We start from the raw sequence: 26,231 nt of genomic DNA, 5'->3' as shown, positions 1-26,231 counted from the left end.
ATGATTCGGCCGCAATTACCGCTTAACGCACTACGCGCCTTCGAGGCTTCGGCACGCCACCTGAGTTTCACACGGGCGGCGGTAGAGTTGTGCGTCACGCAGGCTGCGGTGAGCCACCAGGTCAAAAGCCTGGAAGCCCAGCTCAACGTTACGCTGTTCAAACGCTTGCCCCGCGGCCTGATGCTGACCAGTGAAGGGGAGACGTTGTTGCCGGTGCTGCGCGAGTCCTTTGACCGCATCGCTGAAACCCTCGAGCGCTTCGAGGGCGGGCATTTTCGCGAAGTGCTGACGGTGGGCGCGGTGGGAACGTTTGCGGTGGGCTGGTTGTTGCCGCGATTGTCCGACTTCCAGGCGAAACATCCGTTCATAGATGTGCGCCTGTCGACCCACAACAATCGGGTGGATGTGGCGGCGGAAGGGCTGGATTACGCGATTCGCTTTGGCGCGGGGGCGTGGCACGGGATTGAAGCGGTGCGCTTGATCGAGGCGCCGTTATCGGTGTTGTGCGTGCCCGAGATTGCCCGGCAACTGCGCACGCCGGCCGATCTGTTGCAGCAAACGCTGCTGCGTTCCTATCGCACGGATGAGTGGCCCGAATGGTTTCAGGCCACCGGCCTTGCGGCCCATGCCGCGCCACCCCGGAGCATCGTCTTCGATTCCTCGCTGGCGATGATGGAGGCGGCACTGCAAGGAATGGGCGTGGCATTGGCACCACCGCTGATGTTCGCCCGACTGCTGGCAACGGGCGCCATCGAGCAACCCTTCGCCATCGGCATCACCACCGGCAGCTACTGGCTGACCCGCTTGCAGTCGCGGGCCGAGACGTCGGCGATGGCGGCGTTCAAGAGCTGGCTGTTGCAAACGGCACAGCAAAACGGGTGAACACAGCCCCCACAAAATGAGGTGGTTTCGAAGGGCCTAGCGCACCAGGCACGGCCGCTTGTTATCAAACGTCCACCCCGGAATCAGGAACTGCATCGCCACGCTGTCGTCCCGCGCACCCAGCCCCATGCCTTTGTACAGTTCATGGGCCTTGGCCAACTGGTCCATGTCCAGCTCGACCCCGAGCCCCGGCTTCTTCGGCACTTGCACGCAACCGTCGACGATTTGCAGCGGGGCTTTGGTCAGGCGCTGGCCGTCCTGCCAGATCCAGTGGGTGTCGATGGCGGTGATGTCGCCGGGTGCGGCGGCCGCGACATGCGTGAACATTGCCAGGGAAATATCGAAGTGGTTGTTGGAATGCGAGCCCCAGGTCAGGCCCCATTCGTGGCACATCTGCGCCACGCGCACAGAGCCTTGCATGGTCCAGAAGTGCGGGTCGGCCAGCGGAATGTCCACCGATTGCAACTGGATCGCGTGACCCATTTCCCGCCAGTCGGTGGCGATCATGTTGGTTGCGGTTTTCAGGCCGGTGGCGCGGCGGAACTCAGCCATGACTTCCCGGCCCGAAAAGCCGTTTTCCGCACCGCACGGGTCTTCGGCGTAGGCCAGAACATGATGCTGGTCCCGGCACAAGCGAATGGCTTCTTTCAGCGACCAGGCGCCATTCGGATCGAGGGTGATGCGCGCCTCGGGGAAGCGTTCGGCCAGCGCGGTGACCGCTTCGATTTCTTCATCGCCACAGAGCACGCCGCCCTTGAGTTTGAAATCCTTGAAGCCGTAACGGGCGTGGGCGGCTTCGGCCAGGCGCACTACGGCGTCGGCGGTCATGGCTTTTTCGTGACGTACGCGGAACCAGTCGTTGTCCGCGTCCGGTTCGCTGCGATAGGCCAGGTCAGTCTGGTGACGATCACCGACATAAAACAGATAGCCGAGCATCTTCACTTCATCGCGCTGCTGGCCTTCACCCAGCAGGGCGGCGACCGGCACGTCCAGGTGCTGACCGAGCAAGTCGAGCAACGCCGCTTCCAGGCCGGTGACAGCATGGATGGTGATGCGCAGGTCGAACGTCTGCAAGCCGCGGCCACCGGCATCGCGATCGGCGAAGGTCTGGCGCACCTGATTGAGGATCTTCTGGTACGTGCCGATCGGGCTGCCGACCACCAGGCTGCGCGCATCTTCCAGTGTCTGGCGAATACGCTCGCCACCGGGCACTTCGCCGACGCCGGTGTGGCCGGCGTTGTCCTTGAGGATCACGATATTGCGGGTGAAAAACGGACCGTGGGCGCCGCTCAGATTGAGCAGCATGCCGTCGTGACCCGCCACCGGAACCACTTGCATGCTGGTGATGATCGGGGCTTTTGCGGTGTCTTGTGGATTCATTTTCTTGTCCTTAAAAAGCAATGTTCAGGCGCGGTGGGGGGCGGTTTCGTCCAAGGCAACGGCAGGTACGGTTTTCGGTGTGTTCCGTGCGGAGAAGACGATGATCGCGGCAATGATCGAGGTGGCGGCCAGGCCATACAGCCCGCCCTGAATCGAGCCGGTGTGTTCTTCCAGCAGGCCGAACGTAGTCGGTGCAACGAAGCCGCCGAGGTTGCCCACCGAATTGATCAGCGCGATGACGCCTGCGGCGATCCGTGCATCGAGGTACGCCTGGGGAATCGGCCAGAACAGTGACGAAGCGGATTTGAAGCCCAGTGCTGCGAAGCAGATCGCCACGAAGGCAAAGACCGGCCCGCCGGTGGTGGACATGAACATGCCGGCCGCCGCGATCAGCAGGGCAGCGGCCACCCAGGCTTGCTGGTGTTTCCATTTCGCGGACAGCGACGCGAAGGCGTACATGCCGACGATCGACAGCAGCCACGGGATCGAGTTGAACAGCCCGACCTGAATGTCGCTGAGGTCGCCCATCTTCTTGATGATGCTTGGCAGCCAGAAGGTCGCGGCGTAGATGGTCAGCTGAATGAAGAAATAGATCAGGCAGAACAGGATGATCTGGCGATCCTTGAGCAACTTGCCCAGCGACGGTTTGATCGGCGTCGCGGCTTCTCGGGCCAGTTGTTCGTCGTCGATGGCCTTGACCAGTGCGTCCTGTTCTTCGCGGCTGAGCCATTTGGCGTCGTGGGGTTTGGAGTCGAGCCAGAACCAGACGAACACGCACAGCCCGACCGAGAACATCCCTTCAATGAAATACATCCATTGCCAGCCGTGCATCCCGAACCCGCTGATCTGCAGGAGCAACCCGGACAACGGGCCGGAGATCAGCGAAGCGATCGCCGAGCCACTGAGGAAAATCGCAATGGCCTTGCCGCGTTCCACCCCCGGCAACCAGCGCGTGAAGTAATAAATCACTCCCGGGAAGAACCCGGCTTCAGCCACGCCCAGCAGGAATCGCAGGATGTAGAAGTGGGTTTCGTTCTGGATGAAGGCCATGCATGCGGCCACCAGGCCCCAGGTCAGCATGATGCGGGTCAGCCAGATTCGCGCGCCGACTTTTTGCAGGAGGATGTTGGAGGGGACTTCGAACAGCGCGTAACCGATGAAGAACAGACCGGCACCGAGGCCGTAGGCGGCGGCGCCGATGCCCAGGTCGTGTTCCATGTGGGCGCGGACGAAGCCGATGTTCACGCGGTCGATGTAGTTGACGATGAACATGATGACGAACAGCGGCAGAACGTGGCGTTTCACTTTCGAGATGGCGGATTTCAGGACCGAATCGGCGCCGTCGTGCATCCCGGAGATGGATGTATTCACTTGGTTTTCTCCCACTGATTATTTTTGTGCGGGGGTGTTGCGGGTGCTGTGTTGTTGCTAGACATCATACAACTGCGTTTTTTTATTCTGCAAGCTGTAATGTCCAATAAAATGGCTGTTATCTCGAAATTTTTGTGGTGGTGGCTGGTTGTGAGTCGGTCTTTTTGAACTGGATTTGCTGCCGTTGTTGAGTGTTGTCATACAAGTAGGGCGGTATTTTTTGGGGCTTTCACTTGATCGCGGTGCTACGATTCCGTCAGCTCTGCTCTCGGATGACCGCCATGCAAGAAGACCTCGACGCGCCTGCCCGCAAGCGCACACACAACCTGGCCCACGACCTGGTCGCGAAACTGACCCAGAGCATTCTGCTGGGCCAGATGTTGCCGGGGGACAAACTTCCCTCGGAGAACACGATCGTTCTGGAGCACGGCGTCAGTCGCACGGTGGTACGCGAGGCGATCTCGAAATTGCAGGCGTCCGGCCTGGTGGAAACCCGGCACGGCATCGGCACGTTCGTGATCGAACGCGCGCCGGAGCAGGGGCTGCGACTGAATGTCGATACGGCGCTGGGGGTGCGCAGCATTCTGGAGTTGCGCATGGGCCTCGAAACCCAGGCCGCCGCGTTGGCGGCCATGCGTCGCACGGATCAGCAACTGGCGCAAATGCGCGAAGCGCTGGATGACTATCAAAGCCTGCTCGCCAACAACGACAGCTGCGTCGAAGCCGACAAGCGCTTTCACCTGTTGATCGCGGAAGCCACCGGCAACGTCTGCTTCACCGAAATCATGCAGCACCTGGGCAGCGCCATGATTCCCCGGACCCGGGTCAATGCCGTCGAGCGTGGCGCGGCGGATTTGAGCAAGCTCGGGCACCTTGCCAACCTTGAGCACGAGGCGATTCTCAACGCCATCAAACGCCAGGACGCGGACGCGGCGCGGGCGGCCATGTGGCTGCACCTGACCAACAGTCGGGACCGGTTTTTGGCGGATCGCGACTAGCCGTCTGTCTATTCGATAGCACGCCGTTCGTGCGCTTGCTTCCAACGAATACGGCCCAGATTTGCTGGACCTCACCAATGAGGTGCGCCATGGCTAACCCAATGGATCACGATGCTCCACCTGGCATGGACCCTGCGCGGGACCCGGCCGCCGCAGACCCTGACCGACCTGAAGACTGGATAGACCCCGCCGCGGAGGAGGACGTGCCTCCGCCGGATGAACCCACGCCGCTGTCCGATGACAGGCGCTGAACAGAACCCGGCCAGTGTGCCGGGTTTTTTGTGCCTGGCCGGTTGGCCACGTCATCGTTCATCGCGAGCCTGCTCGCGATAACGCCAGACGCATCACCACAAATCCCCAATCAAACCTCCGCCACCCGAATCGCCACCCACCGCCGCTCCAGATTCAACGCCAACACACTCAGCAACACCACGATGCCCCCCGCGACAATCATCAACGTCGGCCGCTCGCCCAGCGCAAACGAGGCCATCGCCATCGCCGTCGGCGGCACCAGATACAAGGTCATCGTCGCCCGGCTCAAATCAACGTGAGCCAACACAAACGCCCAGGCCAGGTACGCGAGCGCACTTGGAAACACCCCAAGCGCCATCACCGCCAGTTGTACATGCATCGGTGCGTTGACCACTTGCGCCGTCAACCCCGGCAGGTACACCAGCAACAACGCCGTTCCCGACCACACCGTGTAGCAAACCAGCGTCAGTCCGTCGTAGCGCCCGGAGTGGTGTTTCTGCAACGCGAAGTAAAAGCTCCAGGACACCGCCGCCAGCAGGATCAACAAGCCGTGGGCGTCGATGCTGCCCACCCCGCGATCCCCGGCGACCACGATCACTACGCCGACCAGCCCCAGAAAAACACAACCCCAACGCCAGGCGCTCACGTGGTCCTTGAACACGAAACGCGCCAGCAGCGTGCTGAACAGTGGCGTTGTTTGCGCCAGCACGCTGGACGCGCCGGCGCTGACACCTTGCTGGCCGAAATTGATCGCCACGTGATGCAGGCTCACGGCAAAAAAACCGAGGCCGAACAGCAGCGGCAAATCACGCAGGTTGGGCAGGCTGATGCCGTTGACCAGCGCGACCAGCGCCATGAACACAGACGCCACCAGGAACCGCAGCAGCGCCAGATGCCCTGGGTCATAGGCTTGCAGGCCGATGTGAATGCCGGTCGGGGAATAACCCCAGCAGGCCACGACAAACGCCATGGCCAGAATGATTTTGAAGGGCGAAGGATGAGTGTGCGTTTGCATGGTCGAGCACCTGTGGACAGATGCATCGAGTATCAGAACTCTAACCATTCGCCACAACTGACTTATACTGCGCCTACTGTTCACTTTGGGTGATGTATGGAGCTCGCGCAGATTCGCATGTTCAAGACCGTTGCCGACGTCGGCAGCATCGCCCGTGCGGCCGAGTTGCTGCATTGCGTGCCGTCGAACATCACGGCACGGATCAAGGCGCTGGAGGCGGAGTTGGGCGTCGCGCTGTTTCTACGGGAAGGCCGGGGATTGCGCATCAGCCCGTCGGGACAGACGTTTCTGGCCTATGCCTCGAAGATTCTCGCGCTCACGGCGGAGGCCAAACGCGCGGTCGACCCCGCGGCCGAGCCCTCTGGCCCGCTGCGCATCGGCGCCATCGAATCCTCGGCCACCGGGCGCTTGCCGCGCTTGCTCGCCAAGTTCCACAAGCGCTACCCGGCGGTGGCGCTGGAACTGACCACCGGCACCTGGGGCCAATTGCTCGATGACACTGTCAGCCACCGGCTCGACGGTGCGATTGTCGCGGTGGACGTCGAGCGTGCGCACCTCAAACGCACGCCGATGTACCGCGAGGAGCTGCTGCTGATCGCCTCGACGTCCCTGGGACCGGTGCGTGACATTGCCGATTTGCAGGACAAAACCGTGTTCATGTGGCCGCAGGGCTGCCCATACCGCGCGGCGCTGGAGCATTGGTTGTTGCGTCAGGGGCAGGCGCTGCCGATTGTCAGCCTGGCCAGTTATGGCGCGATTGTCGGTTGCGTCAGCGCAGGGGCGGGTGTCGCGCTGGTGCCCAAAGGTGTGTTCGATCAATACGCCAAGGGCGCCGGGTGCGCGGGGTACGAATTCCCTGAGCTGACGGCCATCGACAACCTGTTTTACTGGCACGAAAACGCCGGGGTGCACCCGGCGAGAGAGGCATTTGTGGCGATGTTGCGGGAGGAGTTCGCGTAGACGACATTGTGAAACAGGGGACTTTGTGGCGAGGGAGCTTGCTCCCGCTGGGAGCGAAGTTCCCCCAAACCAGAACATGGATTTCTTCAGGTTGAGCACTGATCACCCTTGGCGAACGCTTCGCGCTCGAGCGGGAGCAAGCGCCGTCGCCACAGGTTTTATCTGGACTACCGGGCTACTTCATACCCACATCCCGCATCAACAACCCGAACCGCAAATCCACCGCATCCGGAATCGGCAGGTACACCGTGTGCCCGTCCCCCGGCGCCACGTCGATGGCCTCGCCTTTGACGTTCTGCAGCTGATGCAGATCGAAGTGGAAGTTGCCCTTGGGCGTCATCAGTTCCATGTGGTCGCCCAGGCCAAACCGGTTCTTCACCTTGACCTCCGCCAAGCGGTCACGCCGCTCGCCGGTCAGCTCACCGACAAACTGCTGCCGTTCCGACACCGAGCTGCCTTGCTGATAGTTCTGGTATTCGTCATGCACATGGCGACGCAGAAAACCTTCGGTGTAACCGCGCTGGGCGAGGGATTCCAGATCGGTCATCAGGCCGCGGTCAAACTCACGACCGGCCACCGCATCGTCGATTGCCCGGCGATACACCTGAGTGGTCCGCGCGCAATAGAAATGGGATTTGGTCCGGCCTTCGATTTTCAATGAGTGCACGCCCATCTGCGTCAGACGCTCGACATGCTGCACGGCGCGCAGGTCCTTGGCATTCATGATGTAGGTGCCGTGTTCGTCCTCGAACGCCGGCATCAGTTCGTCCGGACGATTGGCTTCCTGCAACAGGAACACCTGATCGGTGGGTGCGCCAATCCCCAGCGTCGGTTCGGGCTGGAACGTCTGCACGATTTCGCCGAGCTGGTTTTCCGTGGCTTCTTGCGCGGTGTACTTCCAGCGACAGGCGTTGGTGCAACTGCCCTGATTGGCATCGCGTTTGTTCATGTAGCCCGACAGCAGGCAGCGTCCGGAATAGGCCATGCACAGTGCGCCGTGAACGAACACTTCGAGTTCCATGGCGGGCACTTGCTGGCGGATTTCGGCGATTTCTTCCAGAGACAGCTCACGCGACAGGATGATCCGGCTCAAGCCTTGTTGCTGCCAGAACTCGACGCTCGCCCAGTTCACCGTGTTGGCCTGCACTGACAGGTGAATCGGCATCTGCGGGAAGTGCCGGCGCACCAGCATGATCAGGCCGGGGTCGGACATGATCAGCGCGTCCGGTGCCATGGCGATCACCGGTTGCAGGTCCTTGAGAAAGGTTTTGAGCTTGGCGTTGTGCGGGGCGATGTTCACCACCACGTAGAAACGCTTGCCCTGGGCCTGGGCTTCGCGAATGCCGAGCGCGAGGTTGGCGTGATCGAATTCGTTGTTGCGCACCCGCAGGCTGTAGCGCGGCTGGCCGGCGTACACCGCATCGGCACCATAGGCGAAGGCGTATCGCATGTTTTTCAGGGTGCCGGCGGGGGCGAGCAGTTCAGGCGTGGCGAGGGTCATGGGCGGGTCGATCGCAAAAGACCGCGAGGGTAATCGGCTTGCCCACAGGTTTCATTGATCTGGATCTATGCTTGATGAACAAGCGGATGGCACTCGCGCGAACCGTGGCGGACTAAGCATCAGGACGCGACATTGCGTCCCTGCGGACTGACATGGATCGGACATGAACGAAGAGACGGTAAAAAACAAATCACTGGTGATTCTGCTTGGGCTGGTGACGGCGGCGTTTATCTGGATTCTGCTGCCGTTCTACGGCGCGGTGTTCTGGGCGGTGATTCTCGGCATCCTCTTCGCACCGCTGCAGCGTCGCCTGCAACTGAAGTTTGGCTGGCAACGCAACGTGACGTCGCTGCTCACCCTGAGCATCTGCCTGATCATCGCTATTCTGCCGGTGATCATCCTCAGTATCCTGCTGGTGCAAGAGGGGGCCACGCTGTACAAAAGCATCGAAAGCGGCGAGCTGGACATCGCGGGGTACGTGACGCATTTCAAACACAGCCTGCCGCCGTACTTTCAGCACTTGCTCGATCGGGCCGGGGTCGGTGAGCTGGACGGGCTGCGGGAAAAAATCATCAAGAGTGCGGTGACGGGCAACGAGTTTGTCGCCACGCAGGTGTTCAGTTTCGGGCAGGGTACGTTTGATTTCGTGGTGGGTTTTTTCATCATGCTCTACTTGCTGTTCTTCTTTTTGCGCGACGGCGCAGAGCTTGCACGCAAGGTTCGCGCAGCCGTGCCGCTGGAGGAACACCAGAAACGCCGCTTGCAGCTCAAGTTCAACCGCGTGGTGCGCGCCACGGTGAAAGGCAACCTGCTGGTGGCCATTACGCAGGGCGCCTTGGGCGGTTTGATTTTCTGGTTTCTCGACATCCCGAGCGCTTTGCTCTGGGCGGTGTTGATGGCGTTTCTATCGCTGTTGCCAGCGGTGGGCGCGGGGATTGTCTGGGCGCCGGTGGCGGCGTTTTTCCTGTTCTCCGGAGCGATCTGGCAGGGCGTGGTGCTGGGGCTGTTCGGCGTGTTCGTGATCGGCCTGGTGGACAATGTGCTGCGACCGATCCTGGTGGGCAAGGACACCAAGATGCCGGACTATCTGATTCTCATCTCGACCTTGGGCGGCCTGGCGATTTTCGGGCTCAACGGCTTTGTCATCGGGCCCCTGATCGCGGCACTGTTCATGTCGAGCTGGGCGATTTTCATCGAAACCAAACCGCGGGTACAGCTGCCTTAGGCGCTGAGTCGACCGGTGTCGAGGCTCTGCGACAGGGCCTTGGCGGCGTTAAGTGAGGTGAGCGGACCGCTGATCGCTTCGCCGTCCTGCACCAGATACCAACAGGCGAGCAATCCCAGCTCTCTGAGCGGGGCGGGAACGGCGCTGCCGATAACGGACATGATCTGAACCTGGGACATAAGTACCTCCATCAATCTATGGAGCTACCTTACGGATCTTGCGCTTGAACGAGAAATCAACGCTTTCGATAGTCGTCATTGACGTTAGCGGTCCCAAACGACCGTCTGTCCGTCAGTCGACCACCAGATCCAGCATGTGGACCACTTCGTGCTCGTTAAGCAGGCCTTTGCGCACCAGGTTTTCTGTCAGCAGCGATAAGAACTTGGCGCTGCGATGGCCTTCCAGGTGCTTGAGTTCGGTCAGGGTGTTGTACACCTTGCTGGAAGTGCACAAGCTGATATCGCGGTGCGGATTTTGCGTGGGCATGAGGTCGTCCTTGTTGTTATCAACCTGTTGTTGACGGACAGATCCAAGCTTGCGGACCTGACATGACATAAACATGACCGGTTCCCCTCCGCGGGGAAAGGGCGCTCAAGTCAATCTTGCCCGCTTGAACCGGCGGGACTGTCCCGATAGCGACCTTGGCGAGATTTTTTCAGACCTTCGCCGACGAACGGGCATAAAAAAGCCCCGCTATAAAAGCAATGCTGTTCACTTAAGCGCGCTCTTGAATCGTGCATACCTTTGTGGCAAGCGAGCTTGCTCGCGCTGGGCTGCGTAGCGGCCCCAAAAATCTGACAACTATTGCCGAGTTTTGTGAGTGCTACGCACTCAAGCGGGAGCAAGCTCCCTCGCCACAAGTTTCCTTTGATTCAAGACACTCTTAAGTGAACAACATTGCGCTATAAAAGCGGGGCCTTGTGCGCCTGTTACCAGCGGCCGTAACCATGGGGATGGCCGTAATAACCGCGTGGCGGGCCGTAATAGCCACGGGGCGGACCGTAGTAGACCGGTGGCGGGGCGTAATAGACCGGTTGTTGCACGTAGACCGGCGCCGGCTGGTAGTAAACCGGTGGCGGTTGCTGCACGTACACCGGTTGCGGCTGGTAGTAAACCGGTTGCTGCTGGACATAAACGGGCCGGTTGCTGTTGATGATGGCCGAACCGACGATGGCCGAGCCAACGATCGCGCCAAATACCGCTGGACCTTGCCAACCGTGACCGCCGCCAGCCTCTGCCTGCCCTGCGATAGCAAGAGCACCGATCAGCAAGGCCACTGTGGGAATTTTACGGATCATGATCATTCCTCGGTTCTTCAACCCGGCGCTTGCGTCTGCAATAGACCCAAGGATTGTCGCGGGGATACTTCTAAGACAGCGTTTTTTTGAAAATCAGCACAGCCGTTGGGTAAATTTTGTGTAAGGTCTGTACCGGCTTCCTTACCCACGTGCGCTGCCACGAGCAGGCACGCCGATATGATCGATCAGATCTCGATGGAATGGCTAATCCCGTCCATCTGAAAGTGCTACCGAAGGAGATTCTTCATGCAGATGAACCCCAACAAAGACACTCAGCTGTGCATGTCCCTGTCGGGGCGCCCGGGGAACTTTGGCCTGCGATTTCACAATCACTTGTATGAACAGCTGGGTCTGAATTTCTATTACAAGGCCTTTCGCAGCCAGGACCTGACCGGTGCCGTCGCGGGTATTCGCGCCCTGGGCATTCGCGGTTGTGGCGTATCGATGCCGTTCAAGGAAGCGTGTATTGCGCTGGTCGATGAGCTGGACGCGTCCGCCGCCGCCATCCAGTCGATCAACACCATCGTCAACACCGATGGTCACCTCAAGGCTTACAACACCGATTACATCGCCATCGCTCAATTGCTGGACACCCATCAGGTGCCCAAGGAATCGACCTTTGCCCTGCGCGGCAGCGGCGGCATGGCCAAGGCGGTGGCCAGTGCCTTGCGCGATGGCGGTTACAAGAACGGCCTGATCGTCGCCCGTAACGAACGCGCCGGGCGTGCCCTGGCTGAGTCACTGGGTTATGAGTGGCAAGCCGAGTTGGGCACCCGACGCCCGCAGATGCTGATCAACGTGACGCCGATCGGTATGACGGGCGGGCCTGAGGCCGATCAACTGGCCTTTGACGGGGAGGTCATTGCGGCTGCGCAGACTGTCTTCGACGTGGTGGCGATCCCCTCGGAAACGCCGCTGATCGTGCGCGGTCGCGCCGAAGGCAAGCGAGTGATTACCGGGCTGGAAGTGATCGCGATCCAGGCGCTGGAGCAGTTTGTGCTTTATACCGGGGTGCGTCCGACGGAGGAGCAGTTCCAGAAGGCGGTGGAGTTTGCCCGAAGCTGATAATTCTGGCTGTGTCGGCCCCTTCTTCGGAACACCGGCGTGGTCCGGGCGGCGTTCCGAGGTGGGCGATCCACCAAACGCCGCCCCTCTCAGCGTTTCTCCAGCTTTTCCGGCAACGGCGCAAACAAGGCCTCAATATCATCGCTCTGCAACTTCCAGTCCCCGGTCTTGCGCCCATCCAGCACGCCTGCCGCCAAGTCGGATTTTTCTTTCTGCAGGTGCTGAATCTTCTCTTCCACCGTGCCTCGGGCAATCATCTTGTAGACGAACACCGGTTTCTCCTGGCCAATGCGGTACGCACGGTCAGTCGCCTGGTTTTCCGTCGCCGGGTTCCACCACGGGTCGTAGTGAATCACCGTGTCCGCTTCGGTCAGGTTCAGGCCAACACCACCTGCCTTCAAGCTGATCAGAAAGATCTGACGCTTTCCGCTCTGGAATTCTTTCACCGGAGAACGTCGGTCACGGGTCTGCCCGGTCAACAACGCATATTCAACACCGCGTTTTTTCAACTCGATCTCGATTAACGCGAGCATCGAAGTGAACTGGGAAAACAGCAGAATCCGTCGACCTTCCTCGAACAATTCTTCCAGCATTTCCATGAGGCTATCGAGTTTGCCCGAGGTACTTCCGCGAGCCGGCAGCGCAGCGTCGTTGACCAGGCGCAAATCGCAGCACACCTGACGCAGCTTCAGCAGCGCCTCAAGAATGATGATCTGGCTGCGCGCCACGCCCTTGCGGGTGATTTCGTCGCGGACTTTCTTGTCCATGGCCAGGCGCATGGTTTCGTAGACATCGCGTTGCGCTTCGTTGAGTTCGACCCAGTGGACGATCTCGGTCTTCGGCGGCAACTCCGTCGCCACTTGTTCTTTGGTCCTGCGCAACAGAAACGGTTTGATCCGGCCATTGAGGTGCTGGAGCCTGACTTCGCTGGCGCGCTTTTCAATCGGCACGCGGTAATCGCGGTTGAAGCTTTTCACATCGCCAAGCCAGCCGGGCAGCAAGAAGTGAAACAACGACCACAGTTCACCCAGGTGATTTTCCAGTGGCGTGCCACTCAGGCACAGGCGCTGGCGCGCATTCAGTTCGCGCGCAGCCTGGGCGGCCTTGCTGTTGGGGTTCTTGATGTACTGCGCTTCGTCCAGCACCAGGACGTGCAACGGCTGCGCGGCCAGGCGTTCGACGTCTTTGGGCAGCAGTGCATAGGTGGTCAGGATCAGGTCGTAATCGGCCAGCGTGTCGAAATGCTTCTTGCGACTGGCGCCGTACAGCGCCAGCACTTTGAGTTGCGGCGTGAAGTGCGCGGCTTCGTCGAGCCAGTTCGGGATCAGGCTGGTGGGCATCACCACCATGCAGGGTCGATCGAGGCGTCCAGCGTTTTTCTCGCTGAGAACGTGCGCCAGGGTCTGTAGGGTTTTACCCAGTCCCATGTCGTCCGCGAGAATCCCGCCGACTTCCAGTTGCCGCAGCGATTGCATCCAGCTCAAGCCTTCCAGCTGATACGGGCGCAATGTTGCGTTCAAGCCTTCCGGTGCAGTCGCGGTGTAATCCTTGATGTCCCGCAGGCGCTGGGCAAACGTGCGGATCTGCTCGCCACCTTCCCAGAGCAGCGGCAAGTCTTCCAAAGGGTTCAAGCGCGTGGCGTCGGCCTTGCTCAGGCGCAGCGTGGTCTCGCCGGGTTCTTGCAGGTAGAACTCGCCGAGGGTCGCCAGTACCGGTTTCAAGCGGCCAAAGGGCAGGGCGACTTGCAGCGGCCCGTGTTCGGAATTCGGGCGATTGGGGATGTTCACCAAAATCAACTCGTCATCGCGGCGTCGGGCGAGACGTTCCGGGTTGAGGATTTCGGTGTGGGAGCGCATCAGGTTCAGCAGGATGGGCAGCAAGCTCAGGCGCTCGCCATTGACGATGATCCCCAGCTCAAGATCGAACCAGTCACGCTCCGGTGCCTGTTCGACGGTGGCGTACCAGTCGTCCACGGCGGTCAGGTCGAAACCGAAATCCTCGTCGATCTGCAACTCCCAGCCTTGAGTGCGCAGCTTCGGCAGCTCATTGAGGGTGAAGGTCAGCCAGGCGCTGTCGTTGACCATCTCGTAGAGTTCGCCGGCGCTTTCCGGCAGGGCTTTGCTTTGACGGGTGGCGACCTTGAAGCCGAGGATTCGCAGTTGTTCCCTGTAGGTCTGTTCGACTTCCGGGTGGCGTTTTATCCGCAGCGTCTGCGTTTCCTGGCGAATCAGGACGTCGGCGTTTTTCTGTCCACTGACGTATTCATCCAGGTAATTGAAGGACAGCGCTGCACGATGCTGAATGTAGCGCTGCATCTTGCCGTTGCGCGGTTCGAAGGCGCTGAACTCGATGCTCGCCAGCCACAGGCGTGGCACCGGTTGCACGTTGTCCACCAGCACTTGCGGCGGCGCTTTCGGGCTGCGGTTTTCCAGTACGGCCTGAAGTTTTTCCAGCAGTTCGGCGTCTTGCGCGGCGGCGGGGTAGGCGAGGGTTTCCTGCACCTTCAGCAGCACCGCGGCGCAATGTTTGCAGTTGCTGCGAACCGGGCACGTGCAAGTGGCGTCGACCATCAGCAAGGTGGCTTTAGCCGACTCGCGCAGGCGAATGGTCTGACGATAAACGTTGCCGCCAGAGCCTTCGCAGGCGGCGGTAATGGTTGCGTCTCCGACCTCGACGATCCTGACACGATTCTCCAGCGCGTAGCGTCGGCCACGTTCCAGGCTCTGTTCCTTGAATCGGCTGACCCAGGAAGGCGCCAGAGGTTTACTCAGGGTCGGGGGCATAAGGACTTCAATCAGTCCGGAATTTCATCGGGGACTGGCCGAGGTGCGGGGGCTGTCAGTGAGGTGATCTTGATCAGCATTCCAAGATGACCGGCGTCGAGGAAATTCAGTTGTCCGTTTTTGGTATGGCTTTCTGTTTTCAGGCGTTCACTGGCAGTGACCAGGCCATTGGCGTCGATCTGGTTGACCCAGAAGTCGGCGTCAACATCAGTGAAGCGTCCCAGTTTCAGGTTCAGCGTGCCCTCGATCGGGTACTGGCCGAACTGTTCCTTGCCATCGCTGATTGCAATTTTGCGGGCTTCTTCGCCGAGGTTCTGCTGCCAGGCCTTGTGCAGCAACACGGTGTATTCTTTGCTGGCGGTGAGTTTTCCCACTTCGCTATTCAGGCTTGGCGTGCGCAGGCTGTCCTTGCTGACGGGTTGGGCACCGGCAGCCCAGTCTTCCGGCGCGGCTTTGCTGACAATGGCAGGCACAGCGTTCTGCCGGACCAGAATCATTTCAATCTGATACAGGTCATCGGCAAACGCTGTGGGGGCGGCCAGGGTCATCAGCAAAGTCAGTGAGCGAAACAGGCGCATGCGGCGTCCTTCAAGCAGTTTTCGGAATGAGGCATTCAAGCAGTGCCTCTACAGTATTAAAGCGCTCTTCCGGGCGCTCCATCGGGACCATGAATTTAAACATCGTGGCGCCTTCGAATTTGTAGCGTTTAGGCTGGCCCTGAATCAGTTTGATCAGTGTCAGCGGGTCGACCGGCGTCTGCGCCGCGAACTCGATTCGACCGCCTTGCGGGCCGCCGTCGACTTTCTTGATGCCCAACAGTTCGGCCTGCAACTTCAGCGCCGTAATGCGCATCAGGTTCTTGGTCGGTTCCGGCAGCAGGCCGAAGCGATCGATCATCTCGACTTGCAGGTCTTTCAGGCCTTCCTCGTCGGTGGCCGAAGCAATGCGTTTGTACAGAATCAGTCGGGCATGCACGTCCGGCAAGTAGTCTTCGGGAATCAACGCCGGTACACGCAAATTGACTTCCGGACCACCGCCCAGCGGCTGATCGAGATTCGGCTGTTCACCCTTGCGGATCGACTTCACCGCGCGTTCGAGCATCTCCATATACAGGGTGAAACCGACGGCCTGGATCTGCCCGCTCTGACCGTCGCCCAGCAGTTCACCGGCGCCACGGATTTCCAGGTCGTTGGTGGCGAGCACGAAGCCCGCGCCGAGATCCTGGGTATTGGCGATCGCTTCCAGGCGCTTTTCTGCGTCCGGGGTGATTTGCTGGCGCGGTGGTGTCAGCAGGTACGCGTAGGCCTGGTGGTGACTGCGACCGACGCGGCCGCGCAACTGGTGCAGCTGCGCCAGGCCGAATTTGTCGGCACGCTCGATGATGATGGTGTTGGCGCTCGGCACGTCGATGCCGGTCTCGATGATGGTCGAGGCGATCAGCACGTTGAAGCGCTTGTGATAGAAGTCGCTCATCACCTGTTCGAGTTCGCGTTCGCGCATCTGCCCGTGGCCGATGCCGATACGCGCTTCCGGCACCAGTTCGGCGAGGTCGGCGGCGCATTTCTCGATGGTCTTCACGTCGTTGTGCAGGTAGTAGACCTGACCGCCACGCAGCAACTCACGCAGCAAGGCCTCTTTGACCGTGCTCTTGTTCTGCTCCATGACGAAGGTCCGCACCGACAGGCGACGGGCCGGCGGCGTGGCGATGATCGACAGGTCGCGCATGCCCGACACCGCCATGTTCAGCGTGCGCGGAATCGGCGTGGCAGTCAGCGTGAGGATGTCGACTTCGCTGCGCAGGGCCTTGAGCTGTTCTTTCTGACGGACACCGAAACGGTGCTCTTCGTCGATGATTACCAGCCCGAGGTTTTTGATCTTCACATCGTCTTGCAGCAGTTTGTGCGTGCCGATGACGATGTCGATCTTGCCTTCGGCGAGATCCGCCACGGCGGCATTCACTTCCTTGGTCGACTTGAAGCGGCTCATCACTTCCACAGTCACCGGCCAGTCGGCGAAGCGGTCGCGGAAACTGTTGTAGTGCTGCTGGGCGAGCAGGGTGGTCGGCACCAGAATCGCGACCTGGCGACCACCATGCACCGCAATGAACGCGGCGCGCATCGCCACTTCGGTCTTGCCGAAACCGACATCGCCGCAGACCAGGCGGTCCATCGGTTTTGGCGCGAGCATGTCGGCGCGCACCGCGTCGATGGTGGTTTGCTGGTCCGGGGTTTCTTCGAACGGGAAGCCGGCGCTGAAGGTGGCGTAGTCGGCTTTCGGGTCTTCGAAGGCATAGCCTTCACGAGCAGCGCGGCGTGCATAAATGTCGAGCAATTCGGCCGCCACATCTCGCACCTGTTCGGCGGCCTTGCGTTTGGCTTTCTGCCAGGTCTCCGAACCCAGGCGATGCAACGGAGCCAGGGCATCGTCGCTGCCGGTATACCGGGCGATCAGGTGCAGGTTGGCGACCGGGACGTACAGCTTGGCGCCTTCAGCGTATTGCAGGGTCAGGAACTCGGCGGCCTGATCGTCGATTTCCAGTGTCGCAAGACCGAGATACCGACCGACGCCGTGATCGATGTGCACCACCGGCGCGCCTTCGCGCAGCTCGGTGAGGTTTTTGATGACAGCGTCGTTATTGGCGTCGGCGCGTTTTTCGCGGCGACGGCGCTGCATGACGCGCTGACCGAATAACGGGCTTTCAGCCACCAGCGCCAGCGCCGGGTCGTCGAGCACCAGGCCTTCGTCGAGCGGCGCAATGGTAATCGCCAGGCGCTCCTTGCTCGCGACAAAGTCCGGCCAGCTGTCGACGGTTTTCGGTCGCAGTTTCAGGCGTTCGAGCAGTTCCAGCAGTACTTCACGACGGCCCGCGGATTCGGCGGTGAACAGCACGCGACCCGGGAACTCGTCGAGGAAACCGGCCAGCGCCGCCAGAGGTTGTGTTGCCTTGGCCTCGATGGCCAGGTTCGGCAACTCCCGCGCCGGGAAGCGCTCGCGGCCGACGCCGGTTTCAACATCCTGTTGACTGGCCACCACACGCGGCCAGCTCTTGAGGCGGGCAAAGCAATCTTCCACCGGCAGGAACAACTCGGCCGGCGGTAATAAAGGACGGGATGGGTCGACGCGGCGCTCTTCATAACGATTGCGCACATCGTTCCAGAAGTTTTCCGCCGCCTGTTCAATGCCCGGCAGGGAAAACACTTGCGTGTCCTGGGGCAGGTAATCGAACAGCGTGGACGTTTCGTCGAAGAACAACGGCAGGTAATACTCGATACCCGCCGGTGTAATCCCGCTGCTCAGGTCCTGGAAGATCGGGCAGCGACGGAAGTCGACGTCGAATCGCTCACGGAAGCGCGCCTTGAAACGGGTGACCGCGTCTTTTTGCAGCGGAAACTCGCGGGCCGGCAACAGGCGAACGGTGTCCACCTTGTCGATGGAACGCTGGTTTTCCGGATCGAAGGTGCGCAGCGTCTCGATTTCATCGTCGAACAGGTCGATCCGGAAGGGCAGTTTGCTGCCCATCGGGAACAGATCGATCAGCGAGCCGCGCACGGTGAATTCACCGTGCTCGTACACCGTGTCGACGTAGCGATAGCCGCTGGCCTCGAGTCGGGTGCGCATCTGCTCGACATCGAGCTTCTGGCCGACGTCCAGAACAAGGCTGCTGCCGAGCAGGAATTTGGTCGGCGCCAGGCGATGTAGGGCTGTGGTGATCGGCACCACCAGTACGCCATGGCTCAGCTCCGGCAGCCTGTATAAAGCCGCGATGCGCTGGGAAATGATGTCCTGGTGCGGCGAAAACAGATCGTAGGGCAGGGTTTCCCAGTCCGGGAAATGCAGCACCGGCAAATCCGGGGCGAAGAAGCTCAGCTCCTGTTCCAGCCGTTCGGCACTTTGGCTGTCGGCAGTCAGCAGCAGGGTAAAGCGCTTGGCAGCGCTGGCGGCCTCGGCGATGGCCAGGCTCAGGGCGGCACCGGGCAGGTTGCCCCAGTGCTGTTTACCTGCCGCGGCAGGGAGAAGCGGTAGACGCAGAACGGGCACGGAAGGTTGAGCTCCAAGCGTTGCGACAAAGTCGGTAATTGTAGCGGCCTCGGGTGCCGCCTGTCAGTTGCTGACTGTGTCTATTACGCAGGTTTGGCGAAATGTAGTGGTAAAGACAAAAAACGCCCGTTTTTTCCTGAAAATCACTGATTATGTAGTGGCAAAACGGTCGAGTGTTACGGAGGGTTACGGATAAGACAGCGGTGTCTCCAAAAAATTGACTGCGCTGAAAGCCGCGGTTTTACAGGGCTGCGGCAATGCGTGATTTTTTTGAACGGAAATTTGTTACGGCTCGCACGACAGGCGCGCATTGCTACGGGGAGCACTCGGCGGCATAATGTAGCCCCTTTTTTCTGCCCCTACATGTGGAAGGTTCCCGTGACTCAGAAGCCCGACCAGTGTCTTGGTGAATGGATCGACCGTGAAGCACTCGCAGAAGCGATGATTCCGCTTATCGGTCAGCTCTACCGCAATAACAACGTGGTGAGCTCGATCTATGGCCGCAGCCTGATCAACCAGTCTGTCATCGCGATTCTCAAAGCTCACCGCTTTGCTCGCCATCGTTCTTCCGACGATAGCGAACTCTCCGTCCACGAAACATTCCCTCTGCTCAAAGCCATGAGCGAGCTCAAGCTCGGCGCGGCCTCGGTAGACTTGGGCAAGTTGGCGTTCAAATTCCGCGTCGAAGGCAAAGGCCGCACTGCCGAGCAGTTCGTCCGTGAAGAACTGGCGGATGTGGTTGGCCAGCAAAACGCCACCGCTCGCAAAGGAACCGACGTTGTCCTGTACGGCTTCGGTCGCATCGGCCGTCTGCTGGCGCGCATCCTGATCGAAAAAACCGGTGGCGGCGACGGCCTGCGCCTGCGTGCCATCGTGGTGCGTAAAGGCGCCGAGAACGACCTGGTCAAGCGCGCCAGCCTGTTGCGTCGCGATTCGGTACACGGTCCGTTCAACGGCACCATCGTCATCGACGAAGAAAACAACACCATTACCGCCAACGGTAACCTGATCCAGGTGATCTACGCGAAGAACCCGACCGAGGTGGATTACACCCAGTACGGCATCAAAGACGCGTTGCTGGTGGACAACACCGGCGTATGGCGTGACGCTGAAGGCCTGGGTCAACACCTGGCGTGCCCGGGTATCGACCGCGTTGTTCTGACCGCGCCTGGCAAAGGCAAGCTGAAGAACATCGTTCACGGCATCAACCACAGTGAAATCACCGCTGAAGACAAGATCGTGTCCGCCGCTTCCTGCACCACCAACGCCATCGTGCCGGTGCTCAAGGCTGTGAATGACAAGTTCGGCATCATCAATGGTCACGTCGAAACCGTTCACTCGTACACCAACGACCAGAACCTGATCGACAACTTCCACAAGGGCGATCGCCGTGGCCGTAGCGCCGCGCTGAACATGGTGATCACCGAGACCGGTGCTGCCACCGCTGCTGCCAAGGCTCTGCCTGAGCTGGCCGGCAAGCTGACCGGTAACGCGATCCGTGTTCCGACGCCGAACGTGTCGATGGCCATTCTCAACCTGAACCTTGAGAAAGCCGCCACCCGTGAAGAGATGAACGAGTACCTGCGCTACATGGCGCTGCACTCCGATCTGCACAAGCAAATCGACTTCGTCAATTCGCAGGAAGTGGTCTCCACCGACTTCGTTGGCTCGCGCCACGCAGGCGTTGTGGACGCTGAAGCAACCATCACTCAAGACAACCGCGTTGTTCTGTACGTTTGGTACGACAACGAATTCGGTTACAGCTGCCAGGTGGTTCGCGTGATGGAAGACATGGCCGGGGTAAACCCGCCAGCATTCCCGCGCTAAGCCTTAGCTGGAAATGAAAGCGCCCCGACTTTGGTCGGGGCGTTTTTGTTTGTGTGTCTGTTGGATCGTTGTTGCCAGCACCGGCCTCATCGCTAGCAGGCTAGCTCCCACAGGGGGCTTGTGAACGCCACAGATCCAGTGTGGGAGCTAGCCTGCTAGCGATGGCGATCTATCAGGTGCGGCCGACCACCGCTGCTTGCGCAGTCCGCAGTTCATGCCGATTGCCCTTAAACAACACCAGCGTCGCAATCAATCCCAGCACCGCCGCGCCACTGAGCCAGATCCCCGGCGCTGCCTTGTTGTCCAGCACATGAATCAGGTACGTACAGGCTGCCGGTGTAAACCCACCGAAGGTTGCGGTCGCCAAGCTGTAGGCCAAAGAGAAACCGGTCGTACGAACTTCCACCGGCATGATCTCGGTCAGCGCCACGACCATGGCGCCGTTGTACGAGCCGTACAGGAACGATAGCCACAACTCGACAATCAGCAGATGGTTAAAGCTTGGGTTTGCAACCAGCCACGACAGGGCCGGGTAGGCAGTGAGAATCGCCAGAATAGTTGCTGCGAGAAGTAGCGGTTTTCGCCCGATTTTGTCGGACACAGCGCCCATCACCGGCAGCCAGAAAAAGTTCGACAGGCCGATGCACACCGTCACCAGCAACGCATCCAGGTCCGACAAATGCAGTTCGGCTTTGCCAAAGGTCGGGGTGTAGGCGGTGATCAGGTAAAACGACACGGTCGTCATGACCACCAATGCCATGCCGGCGATGACAATGCCAAAGTTCTGACCGATCGAGCGGACGATTTCCCGCAGGGTAGGGCGATGTTTTCGTGCCTGGAACTCAGGGGTTTCTTCCAGCGAACGGCGAATCACGAAGATCACCGGCACAATCATGCAGCCGATCAGGAACGGCACGCGCCAGCCCCAGTCACCCATTTCTTCCGGGCTGAGCCAGTGGTTCAAGACAACCCCCAACAGGCCGGCGAAAACCACCGCCGCTTGCTGACTGGCGGACTGCCAACTGACGAAGAAGCCTTTGCGTCCCGGTGTGGAAATCTCGGCCAGATACACCGAAACACCGCCCAGCTCCACGCCCGCCGAGAAACCCTGCAACAGGCGACCGAACAGCACGAGCAGCGGCGCGGCCACGCCCAATGTGGCGTAACCCGGCACGCAGGCAATCAACACCGTGCCCGCGGCCATCATCGCGAGGGTGATGATCAACCCTTTGCGACGACCATGCCGGTCGATGTAGGCACCGAGGAAAATCGCACCCAGCGGACGCATGAGAAAGCCGGCGCCAAACGTGGCCAGCGATAACATCAGGGAGGCGAAAGCACTGTCGGTGGGGAAGAAAGTTTTCGCAATGGCCGTTGCGTAAAAGCCGTAGACCATGAAGTCGAACATCTCCAGGAAGTTTCCGCTGACGACGCGAAAAATCGCTTTGCCGTTGCTCGTATTGGAAGGCATTTGTAGGTACTCGCGCTGGTAAATCTTGTTTGAAACGCTGCGCTTGTGGGAACGAGATCGGCAAGTCGCTCTCGCGGCCACAGGTTTTGCGTCTGGCTCACGGGCGCTGGCAGATCTCGCTCTCATGCGCTCTGAGCCCCATAATGGCGGGCGCGGTTTTGAGGGGAGATGAAGATTTGTTAACTGGACGGTGGGGTGGACTTATGGTGCTGGCCGGCGTTTTGTCCGGTTGTGGCAACGGCGCCAGCCTGGAACGCTTCGACGGCCCGACCATGGGCAGTCGTTATTCCATCCAATACGTAAGACATTCCTCTGCGCCCGGGCCGAAAGCGGTGCAGGTCGAAGTAGAAAATATCCTCGCCGAAGTGGATCGCCAATTCTCGACCTATCGCAGCGACTCGGACACTGCTCGCTTCAATGCATTGCCGGCCGGCCGCTGCCAGGTCATGCCCCGCCCTGTACTCGAATTGATCCGTGTGGGCGAGCAGTTGTCGTCCCAAAGCGACGGCTCCTTCGACTTGACGGTGGAACCGCTGCTCAACCTATGGGGATTCGGTCCGCAGGCGCGTGAAGAAAAAGTCCCGAGCGCCGAAGCGCTTGCCGAGATGCAGCAACGCGTCGGCCACACCCACTTGCGCATCGAGGGTGATCGGCTGTGCAAGGACGCGGCCGTCGAGGTCGATTTCAATAGCATCGCGGCGGGCTACGCGGTCGACACCATTGCCGCAAGGCTCGAAGCCATGGACATCCACAACTACCTCGCCGAAGTCACTGGCGAACTCAAGGCAGCGGGCAAGAAACCCGACGGTGCGCCCTGGAAGATTGGGTTGGAGGAGCCCCGCGATGACCAGCAAGTGGCTCAGCGCATCATCAATGTGGACGGCTATGGCGTGTCCACTTCCGGGGACTACCGCAATTATTTTCAGCAGGATGGGAAACGTTATTCCCACACCCTTGATGCCCACACCGGTGCGCCGGTCTTACACGCCCTGGCGTCGGTCACGGTGATTCATCCTTCAGCGTTGATGGCCGATGGCTTATCGACGCTGTTGCTGATTCTCGGTCCTGAACGGGGTTGGGACTATGCCGAAACTCACAATATCGGTGCATTCTTTGTGATTCGTGCCGATACAGGTTTCGTCACACGAACCAATCAGGCTTTTGAACGCCTCAGTGGCGGTAAAACCGAATGATTGCGGCGATTCGCGCATTGAAGACTGGCGTTGTAGTGCAGGCAAAAGTAGCCTACGACGCGACCAAGGGTTAATGTGCGCGGCGTTGACGCTTCTATAGACTGTGTCCGGGTTCTGCACTGGCCCCAAATTGTTCCTTCACGCCGCAGATCGGCGTGATTTAGCCGCAGGTGCCGAGGGCGCCGCGGCCTGTTCTGAGGAGTACGCATGGCTGTCTACAACTACGACGTGGTGGTGCTGGGTTCCGGCCCGGCGGGAGAAGGCGCGGCAATGAACGCCGCCAAAGCAGGGCGCAAGGTGGCGATGGTCGACAGCCGTCGCCAGGTCGGCGGCAACTGCACCCACCTGGGTACCATCCCGTCCAAGGCACTGCGTCACTCGGTCCGGCAGATCATGCAGTTCAACACCAACCCGATGTTCCGGGCCATTGGTGAGCCGCGCTGGTTCTCGTTCCCGGACGTACTGAAAAGCGCCGAGAAAGTCATTTCCAAACAAGTCGCTTCGCGCACCGGCTACTACGCCCGTAACCGCGTCGACGTGTTCTTCGGCACCGGCAGCTTTGCCGACGAGCAAACCATCGAAGTGGTCTGCGCCAATGGCGTGGTCGAAAAACTGGTGGCCAAGCACATCATTATCGCCACCGGCTCGCGTCCTTATCGCCCGGCGGACATCGATTTCCATCACCCGCGTATCTACGATAGCGACACCATCCTCAGCCTCGGCCACACCCCGCGCAAACTCATCGTTTACGGCGCTGGGGTAATCGGTTGCGAATACGCATCGATCTTCAGCGGTCTGGGCGTATTGGTAGAGCTGGTAGACAACCGCGGTCAGCTGCTGAGCTTCCTCGACTCGGAAATTTCCCAGGCGCTGAGCTACCACTTCAGCAACAACAACATCACGGTTCGCCATAACGAAGACTACGACCGCGTCGAAGGCGTGGACAACGGCGTGATCCTGCACCTCAAGTCCGGCAAGAAGATCAAGGCCGACGCCTTGCTCTGGTGCAACGGCCGAACCGGTAACACCGATCAGCTGGGCCTGGAAAATATCGGCGTCAAGGTCAACAGCCGTGGCCAGATCGAAGTCGACGAGGCCTACCGTACCTGCGTACCGAACATCTACGGTGCCGGTGACGTGATCGGCTGGCCGAGCCTGGCCAGTGCCGCGCACGACCAGGGCCGTTCGGCCGCTGGCAGCATCGTCGATAACAACAGCTGGCGCTTCGTGAATGACGTGCCGACCGGCATCTACACCATTCCGGAAATCAGCTCGATCGGCAAGAACGAGCAGGAGCTGACGCAGGCCAAAGTGCCGTATGAAGTCGGCAAGGCATTCTTCAAGAGCATGGCGCGTGCGCAGATTGCCGGCGAGCCTCAGGGCATGCTGAAGATCCTGTTCCACCGCGAGACGCTGGAAGTGCTGGGCGTTCACTGCTTCGGTTATCAGGCGTCGGAGATCGTGCACATCGGTCAGGCGATCATGAGCCAGCCGGGCGAATTGAACACGCTGAAGTACTTCGTCAACACGACGTTCAACTACCCGACCATGGCCGAAGCCTATCGGGTAGCGGCGTACGATGGCCTCAACCGGCTTTTTTGAGTGGCTCCGGCCGGTGGCCTGAGCCGGCCGGGGAGACCGATTTCAGCAATTCTCGAGCGTGGCAGTGGCCAAACCGGGAAAGTCTGTAATCAGGCTGTCAACGCCGAAGTCGGCGAGTCTGCGCATCAGCGCGGGCTCGTTGACTGTCCACACCGACACATGCAACCCCTGACGCTGCGCCTTCTCCAGGCGTTCCGGCGTACACAGGGTCCAGTTCAGCGCCAGAATTTCACAGCCATAGCTTGCCGCGACCTTCAGCGGGTCGAGCCAGGCGTATTCGGCCACCAGTCCGCGGGACACGTCCGGCACCAGGTCCAAAGCCGCTTTCAGCACTTCTCGCGAACTCGAGGTGATGGTGACCTTGTCGAGCATGCCAAAACGCTGGGCCATTTCGCGAATTGCCAACACGGTGGTCGCGGCGCGGGTGCGTGAAGCGCTTTTGACTTCCAGCTGCCAGTGCTCGAAGTCGCATTTCTCGAACAGTTCTTCCAGCGTCGGGATCGGGCACGGCTTGATCCAGCCCGGGCCACCCTTGCGTGCGTCGTAGGTCACCAGCTCGGCAGCGGTGTGCTCGACCACCTTGCCGCGGCGGTCGGTGGTGCGCTTGAGGGTCGGGTCATGAATGACCATCAACTCGTTGTCCATGGACAGGTGCAGGTCCAGTTCGCAGCGGCGCACGCCGTGCTTGAGGCATTCCTGAAAGCCGGTCAGGGTGTTTTCCGGTGCTTCGCCCTTGGCGCCGCGATGGCCGTAGATGAGGGTCACGGTTCTTCCTTAATTTAAATGCCTGATTCGTTTTCGCGGGCCTGACGTCGTTCCTGGGCCTGCTTCTGCAAAATGTAGCGGGCCAGCAGTTGGCGCTGGGCATCGGTCGGACGTTCGAACTCGGTGCCGACGTCGTAGCCGTCGCCCTTGCGATCGCAATGGGTAACGCGCGCCCGCAGCAACAGGCCGAGGGCTTGCGGCATCAGCACCAGTTTCACCGACAGGTGCGTGCCCGCGGCAATCGGTGTGGGGTGCTGGAAGTCGACGCCACCCTCGGAGATGATCACAGGCTGCGGCTCGCCGATCTGTCCGAGCACGGTGATGGCGATCACCTGGCTGAGCAGATCGATGCGTTTGTTCTGGGATTTCAGGAACGCCGCGAGGTTGCGGTCGCGCTCGCTGATCTGGCGCAACAGGTGTTGCGATTCGAATTCGCTCAGGTGCAGTTCGCTGAGCAGGTTGAAGAGTGGGGAAGCATCCTGCAACACTTCCTGGCCTGCGGCTTCGGGAGCGGACAGGGGCCGAATTTCCAGTGCGATCGTGTCCTCGATACGGTAGTATTCGCGGCGATCTTCTTCATCTAATGTCGACATGGCGAACCCATG

At 60.2% G+C, this 26,231-nt stretch carries 22 protein-coding genes; 9 read left to right on the top strand and 13 right to left on the bottom strand.

Going from position 1 to position 26,231, the window contains the following annotated elements; genetic code table 11:
• The gene (locus ACM1ZW_RS30395; RefSeq protein ID WP_017339894.1) at nucleotides 1–882 is read left to right on the top strand and encodes a LysR substrate-binding domain-containing protein; all 882 of its coding nucleotides are present in this window, start codon (nucleotides 1–3) and stop codon (nucleotides 880–882) included.
• Between the two features lie 36 nt (nucleotides 883–918).
• Here the strand turns inward: ACM1ZW_RS30395 and gudD are convergent, their stop codons facing one another.
• Both gudD and ACM1ZW_RS30385 read right to left on the bottom strand, forming a co-directional pair.
• Nucleotides 919–2,262 (bottom strand): glucarate dehydratase, encoded by a 1,344-nt coding sequence (gudD, locus tag ACM1ZW_RS30390; protein ID WP_416739933.1) that lies wholly within the window; start codon nucleotides 2,260–2,262, stop codon nucleotides 919–921.
• Between the two features lie 24 nt (nucleotides 2,263–2,286).
• Nucleotides 2,287–3,633 carry an MFS transporter gene (locus ACM1ZW_RS30385; RefSeq protein WP_017339892.1) on the bottom strand — a complete coding sequence of 449 codons (1,347 nt, stop codon included), beginning with the start codon at nucleotides 3,631–3,633 and terminating at the stop codon, nucleotides 2,287–2,289.
• A gap of 281 nt (nucleotides 3,634–3,914) precedes the next feature.
• Between ACM1ZW_RS30385 and ACM1ZW_RS30380 the strand changes: the two genes are divergently transcribed.
• Together ACM1ZW_RS30380 and ACM1ZW_RS30375 are read left to right on the top strand one after the other, a co-directional pair.
• Complete coding sequence (locus ACM1ZW_RS30380) at nucleotides 3,915–4,631, top strand: FadR/GntR family transcriptional regulator (protein ID WP_416739932.1); 717 nt, start codon at nucleotides 3,915–3,917, stop codon at nucleotides 4,629–4,631.
• 89 nt (nucleotides 4,632–4,720) lie between these two features.
• Nucleotides 4,721–4,882 carry a hypothetical protein gene (locus ACM1ZW_RS30375; RefSeq protein WP_416740867.1) on the top strand — a complete coding sequence of 54 codons (162 nt, stop codon included), beginning with the start codon at nucleotides 4,721–4,723 and terminating at the stop codon, nucleotides 4,880–4,882.
• A 110-nt stretch (nucleotides 4,883–4,992) separates the two neighbouring features.
• Here ACM1ZW_RS30375 and ACM1ZW_RS30370 read toward each other — a convergent pair whose 3' ends face one another.
• Nucleotides 4,993–5,898: a DMT family transporter gene (locus ACM1ZW_RS30370; RefSeq protein WP_416739931.1), complete on the bottom strand. Its 906-nt coding sequence runs from the start codon at nucleotides 5,896–5,898 to the stop codon at nucleotides 4,993–4,995.
• 96 nt (nucleotides 5,899–5,994) lie between these two features.
• On the opposite strand from ACM1ZW_RS30370, the gene ACM1ZW_RS30365 reads away from it, so the two are divergent.
• A complete protein-coding gene (locus tag ACM1ZW_RS30365; protein WP_414877977.1) occupies nucleotides 5,995–6,858 on the top strand; it encodes a LysR substrate-binding domain-containing protein in 864 nt (287 codons plus the stop codon).
• Between the two features lie 175 nt (nucleotides 6,859–7,033).
• Here the strand turns inward: ACM1ZW_RS30365 and yegQ are convergent, their stop codons facing one another.
• Nucleotides 7,034–8,359 (bottom strand): tRNA 5-hydroxyuridine modification protein YegQ, encoded by a 1,326-nt coding sequence (yegQ, locus tag ACM1ZW_RS30360; protein ID WP_416739930.1) that lies wholly within the window; start codon nucleotides 8,357–8,359, stop codon nucleotides 7,034–7,036.
• Nucleotides 8,360–8,522: 163 nt separating this feature from the next.
• On the opposite strand from yegQ, the gene ACM1ZW_RS30355 reads away from it, so the two are divergent.
• Nucleotides 8,523–9,584, top strand: a complete 1,062-nt coding sequence (locus ACM1ZW_RS30355; protein WP_017339886.1) for an AI-2E family transporter — start codon at nucleotides 8,523–8,525, stop codon at nucleotides 9,582–9,584.
• On the opposite strand, the gene ACM1ZW_RS30350 is transcribed toward ACM1ZW_RS30355, so the two are convergent.
• The 3 genes from ACM1ZW_RS30350 to ACM1ZW_RS30340 all read right to left on the bottom strand — a co-directional run bounded on the left by ACM1ZW_RS30350 (nucleotide 9,581) and on the right by ACM1ZW_RS30340 (nucleotide 10,882).
• A complete protein-coding gene (locus ACM1ZW_RS30350) occupies nucleotides 9,581–9,763 on the bottom strand; it encodes a hypothetical protein (RefSeq protein ID WP_017339885.1) in 183 nt (60 codons plus the stop codon). The genes ACM1ZW_RS30355 and ACM1ZW_RS30350 overlap by 4 nt on opposite strands.
• A 112-nt stretch (nucleotides 9,764–9,875) precedes the next feature.
• Complete coding sequence (locus tag ACM1ZW_RS30345; protein WP_017339884.1) at nucleotides 9,876–10,070, bottom strand: hypothetical protein; 195 nt, start codon at nucleotides 10,068–10,070, stop codon at nucleotides 9,876–9,878.
• A 443-nt stretch (nucleotides 10,071–10,513) separates the two neighbouring features.
• Nucleotides 10,514–10,882 (bottom strand): hypothetical protein, encoded by a 369-nt coding sequence (locus ACM1ZW_RS30340; RefSeq protein ID WP_031319047.1) that lies wholly within the window; start codon nucleotides 10,880–10,882, stop codon nucleotides 10,514–10,516.
• A 246-nt stretch (nucleotides 10,883–11,128) separates the two neighbouring features.
• On the opposite strand from ACM1ZW_RS30340, the gene ACM1ZW_RS30335 reads away from it, so the two are divergent.
• Entirely contained in the window at nucleotides 11,129–11,947 is an 819-nt protein-coding gene (locus ACM1ZW_RS30335) for a shikimate 5-dehydrogenase (RefSeq protein WP_414877975.1), read from the top strand.
• 89 nt (nucleotides 11,948–12,036) lie between these two features.
• Here the strand turns inward: ACM1ZW_RS30335 and ACM1ZW_RS30330 are convergent, their stop codons facing one another.
• From ACM1ZW_RS30330 to mfd, 3 genes are read right to left on the bottom strand one after another with little or no spacing between them, the layout of a single operon-like run.
• Nucleotides 12,037–14,730: a DEAD/DEAH box helicase gene (locus ACM1ZW_RS30330; RefSeq protein WP_017339881.1), complete on the bottom strand. Its 2,694-nt coding sequence runs from the start codon at nucleotides 14,728–14,730 to the stop codon at nucleotides 12,037–12,039.
• An 11-nt stretch (nucleotides 14,731–14,741) separates the two neighbouring features.
• Nucleotides 14,742–15,308, bottom strand: a complete 567-nt coding sequence (locus ACM1ZW_RS30325; RefSeq protein WP_017339880.1) for a CsiV family protein — start codon at nucleotides 15,306–15,308, stop codon at nucleotides 14,742–14,744.
• Between the two features lie 10 nt (nucleotides 15,309–15,318).
• Complete coding sequence (gene mfd, locus ACM1ZW_RS30320) at nucleotides 15,319–18,768, bottom strand: transcription-repair coupling factor (protein ID WP_414884275.1); 3,450 nt, start codon at nucleotides 18,766–18,768, stop codon at nucleotides 15,319–15,321.
• Between the two features lie 363 nt (nucleotides 18,769–19,131).
• On the opposite strand from mfd, the gene ACM1ZW_RS30315 reads away from it, so the two are divergent.
• Entirely contained in the window at nucleotides 19,132–20,595 is a 1,464-nt protein-coding gene (locus tag ACM1ZW_RS30315; RefSeq protein WP_017339878.1) for a glyceraldehyde-3-phosphate dehydrogenase, read from the top strand.
• Nucleotides 20,596–20,767: 172 nt separating this feature from the next.
• Here the strand turns inward: ACM1ZW_RS30315 and ACM1ZW_RS30310 are convergent, their stop codons facing one another.
• Nucleotides 20,768–22,066 (bottom strand): MFS transporter, encoded by a 1,299-nt coding sequence (locus ACM1ZW_RS30310; RefSeq protein ID WP_414880129.1) that lies wholly within the window; start codon nucleotides 22,064–22,066, stop codon nucleotides 20,768–20,770.
• Nucleotides 22,067–22,269: 203 nt separating this feature from the next.
• Here ACM1ZW_RS30310 and ACM1ZW_RS30305 point away from each other — a divergent pair, with 203 nt between their 5' ends.
• Together ACM1ZW_RS30305 and sthA are read left to right on the top strand one after the other, a co-directional pair.
• Nucleotides 22,270–23,259 (top strand): FAD:protein FMN transferase, encoded by a 990-nt coding sequence (locus ACM1ZW_RS30305; RefSeq protein ID WP_416740862.1) that lies wholly within the window; start codon nucleotides 22,270–22,272, stop codon nucleotides 23,257–23,259.
• A gap of 207 nt (nucleotides 23,260–23,466) precedes the next feature.
• Complete coding sequence (gene sthA / locus ACM1ZW_RS30300) at nucleotides 23,467–24,861, top strand: Si-specific NAD(P)(+) transhydrogenase (protein WP_007907752.1); 1,395 nt, start codon at nucleotides 23,467–23,469, stop codon at nucleotides 24,859–24,861.
• Between the two features lie 42 nt (nucleotides 24,862–24,903).
• On the opposite strand, the gene ACM1ZW_RS30295 is transcribed toward sthA, so the two are convergent.
• The gene (locus ACM1ZW_RS30295) at nucleotides 24,904–25,626 is read right to left on the bottom strand and encodes a glycerophosphodiester phosphodiesterase (protein ID WP_017339875.1); all 723 of its coding nucleotides are present in this window, start codon (nucleotides 25,624–25,626) and stop codon (nucleotides 24,904–24,906) included.
• A gap of 14 nt (nucleotides 25,627–25,640) precedes the next feature.
• On the bottom strand, nucleotides 25,641–26,219 hold the full coding sequence (locus ACM1ZW_RS30290; protein WP_416739929.1) for a PilZ domain-containing protein: 579 nt from the start codon (nucleotides 26,217–26,219) through the stop codon (nucleotides 25,641–25,643).
• Between the last annotated feature and the right edge of the window lie 12 nt (nucleotides 26,220–26,231).

This window comes from Pseudomonas sp. NFX71, from assembly GCF_048079215.1.
Classification (GTDB): Bacteria; Pseudomonadota; Gammaproteobacteria; order Pseudomonadales; family Pseudomonadaceae; genus Aquipseudomonas; species Aquipseudomonas fluorescens_B.
Note: the sequence above shows the minus strand (reverse complement) of the source record. Positions and strands in the feature narration are given on the sequence as shown.

Bases quoted from the DNA above. Each gene is read 5' to 3' on its own strand.
- ACM1ZW_RS30345 (WP_017339884.1), bottom strand. From the start codon at position 10,070: ATGCCCACGCAAAATCCGCACCGCGATATCAGCTTGTGCACTTCCAGC.
- ACM1ZW_RS30330 (WP_017339881.1), bottom strand. From the start codon at position 14,730: ATGCCCCCGACCCTGAGTAAACCTCTGGCGCCTTCCTGGGTCAGCCGA.
- ACM1ZW_RS30350 (WP_017339885.1), bottom strand. From the start codon at position 9,763: ATGTCCCAGGTTCAGATCATGTCCGTTATCGGCAGCGCCGTTCCCGCC.
- sthA (WP_007907752.1), top strand. From the start codon at position 23,467: ATGGCTGTCTACAACTACGACGTGGTGGTGCTGGGTTCCGGCCCGGCG.
- ACM1ZW_RS30340 (WP_031319047.1), bottom strand. From the start codon at position 10,882: ATGATCCGTAAAATTCCCACAGTGGCCTTGCTGATCGGTGCTCTTGCT.
- ACM1ZW_RS30370 (WP_416739931.1), bottom strand. From the start codon at position 5,898: ATGCAAACGCACACTCATCCTTCGCCCTTCAAAATCATTCTGGCCATG.
- gudD (WP_416739933.1), bottom strand. From the start codon at position 2,262: ATGAATCCACAAGACACCGCAAAAGCCCCGATCATCACCAGCATGCAA.
- ACM1ZW_RS30355 (WP_017339886.1), top strand. From the start codon at position 8,523: ATGAACGAAGAGACGGTAAAAAACAAATCACTGGTGATTCTGCTTGGG.
- ACM1ZW_RS30380 (WP_416739932.1), top strand. From the start codon at position 3,915: ATGCAAGAAGACCTCGACGCGCCTGCCCGCAAGCGCACACACAACCTG.
- yegQ (WP_416739930.1), bottom strand. From the start codon at position 8,359: ATGACCCTCGCCACGCCTGAACTGCTCGCCCCCGCCGGCACCCTGAAA.
- ACM1ZW_RS30365 (WP_414877977.1), top strand. From the start codon at position 5,995: ATGGAGCTCGCGCAGATTCGCATGTTCAAGACCGTTGCCGACGTCGGC.
- ACM1ZW_RS30315 (WP_017339878.1), top strand. From the start codon at position 19,132: ATGTGGAAGGTTCCCGTGACTCAGAAGCCCGACCAGTGTCTTGGTGAA.
- ACM1ZW_RS30395 (WP_017339894.1), top strand. From the start codon at position 1: ATGATTCGGCCGCAATTACCGCTTAACGCACTACGCGCCTTCGAGGCT.
- ACM1ZW_RS30290 (WP_416739929.1), bottom strand. From the start codon at position 26,219: ATGTCGACATTAGATGAAGAAGATCGCCGCGAATACTACCGTATCGAG.
- ACM1ZW_RS30335 (WP_414877975.1), top strand. From the start codon at position 11,129: ATGCAGATGAACCCCAACAAAGACACTCAGCTGTGCATGTCCCTGTCG.
- ACM1ZW_RS30305 (WP_416740862.1), top strand. From the start codon at position 22,270: ATGGTGCTGGCCGGCGTTTTGTCCGGTTGTGGCAACGGCGCCAGCCTG.
- ACM1ZW_RS30310 (WP_414880129.1), bottom strand. From the start codon at position 22,066: ATGCCTTCCAATACGAGCAACGGCAAAGCGATTTTTCGCGTCGTCAGC.
- ACM1ZW_RS30325 (WP_017339880.1), bottom strand. From the start codon at position 15,308: ATGCGCCTGTTTCGCTCACTGACTTTGCTGATGACCCTGGCCGCCCCC.
- ACM1ZW_RS30375 (WP_416740867.1), top strand. From the start codon at position 4,721: ATGGCTAACCCAATGGATCACGATGCTCCACCTGGCATGGACCCTGCG.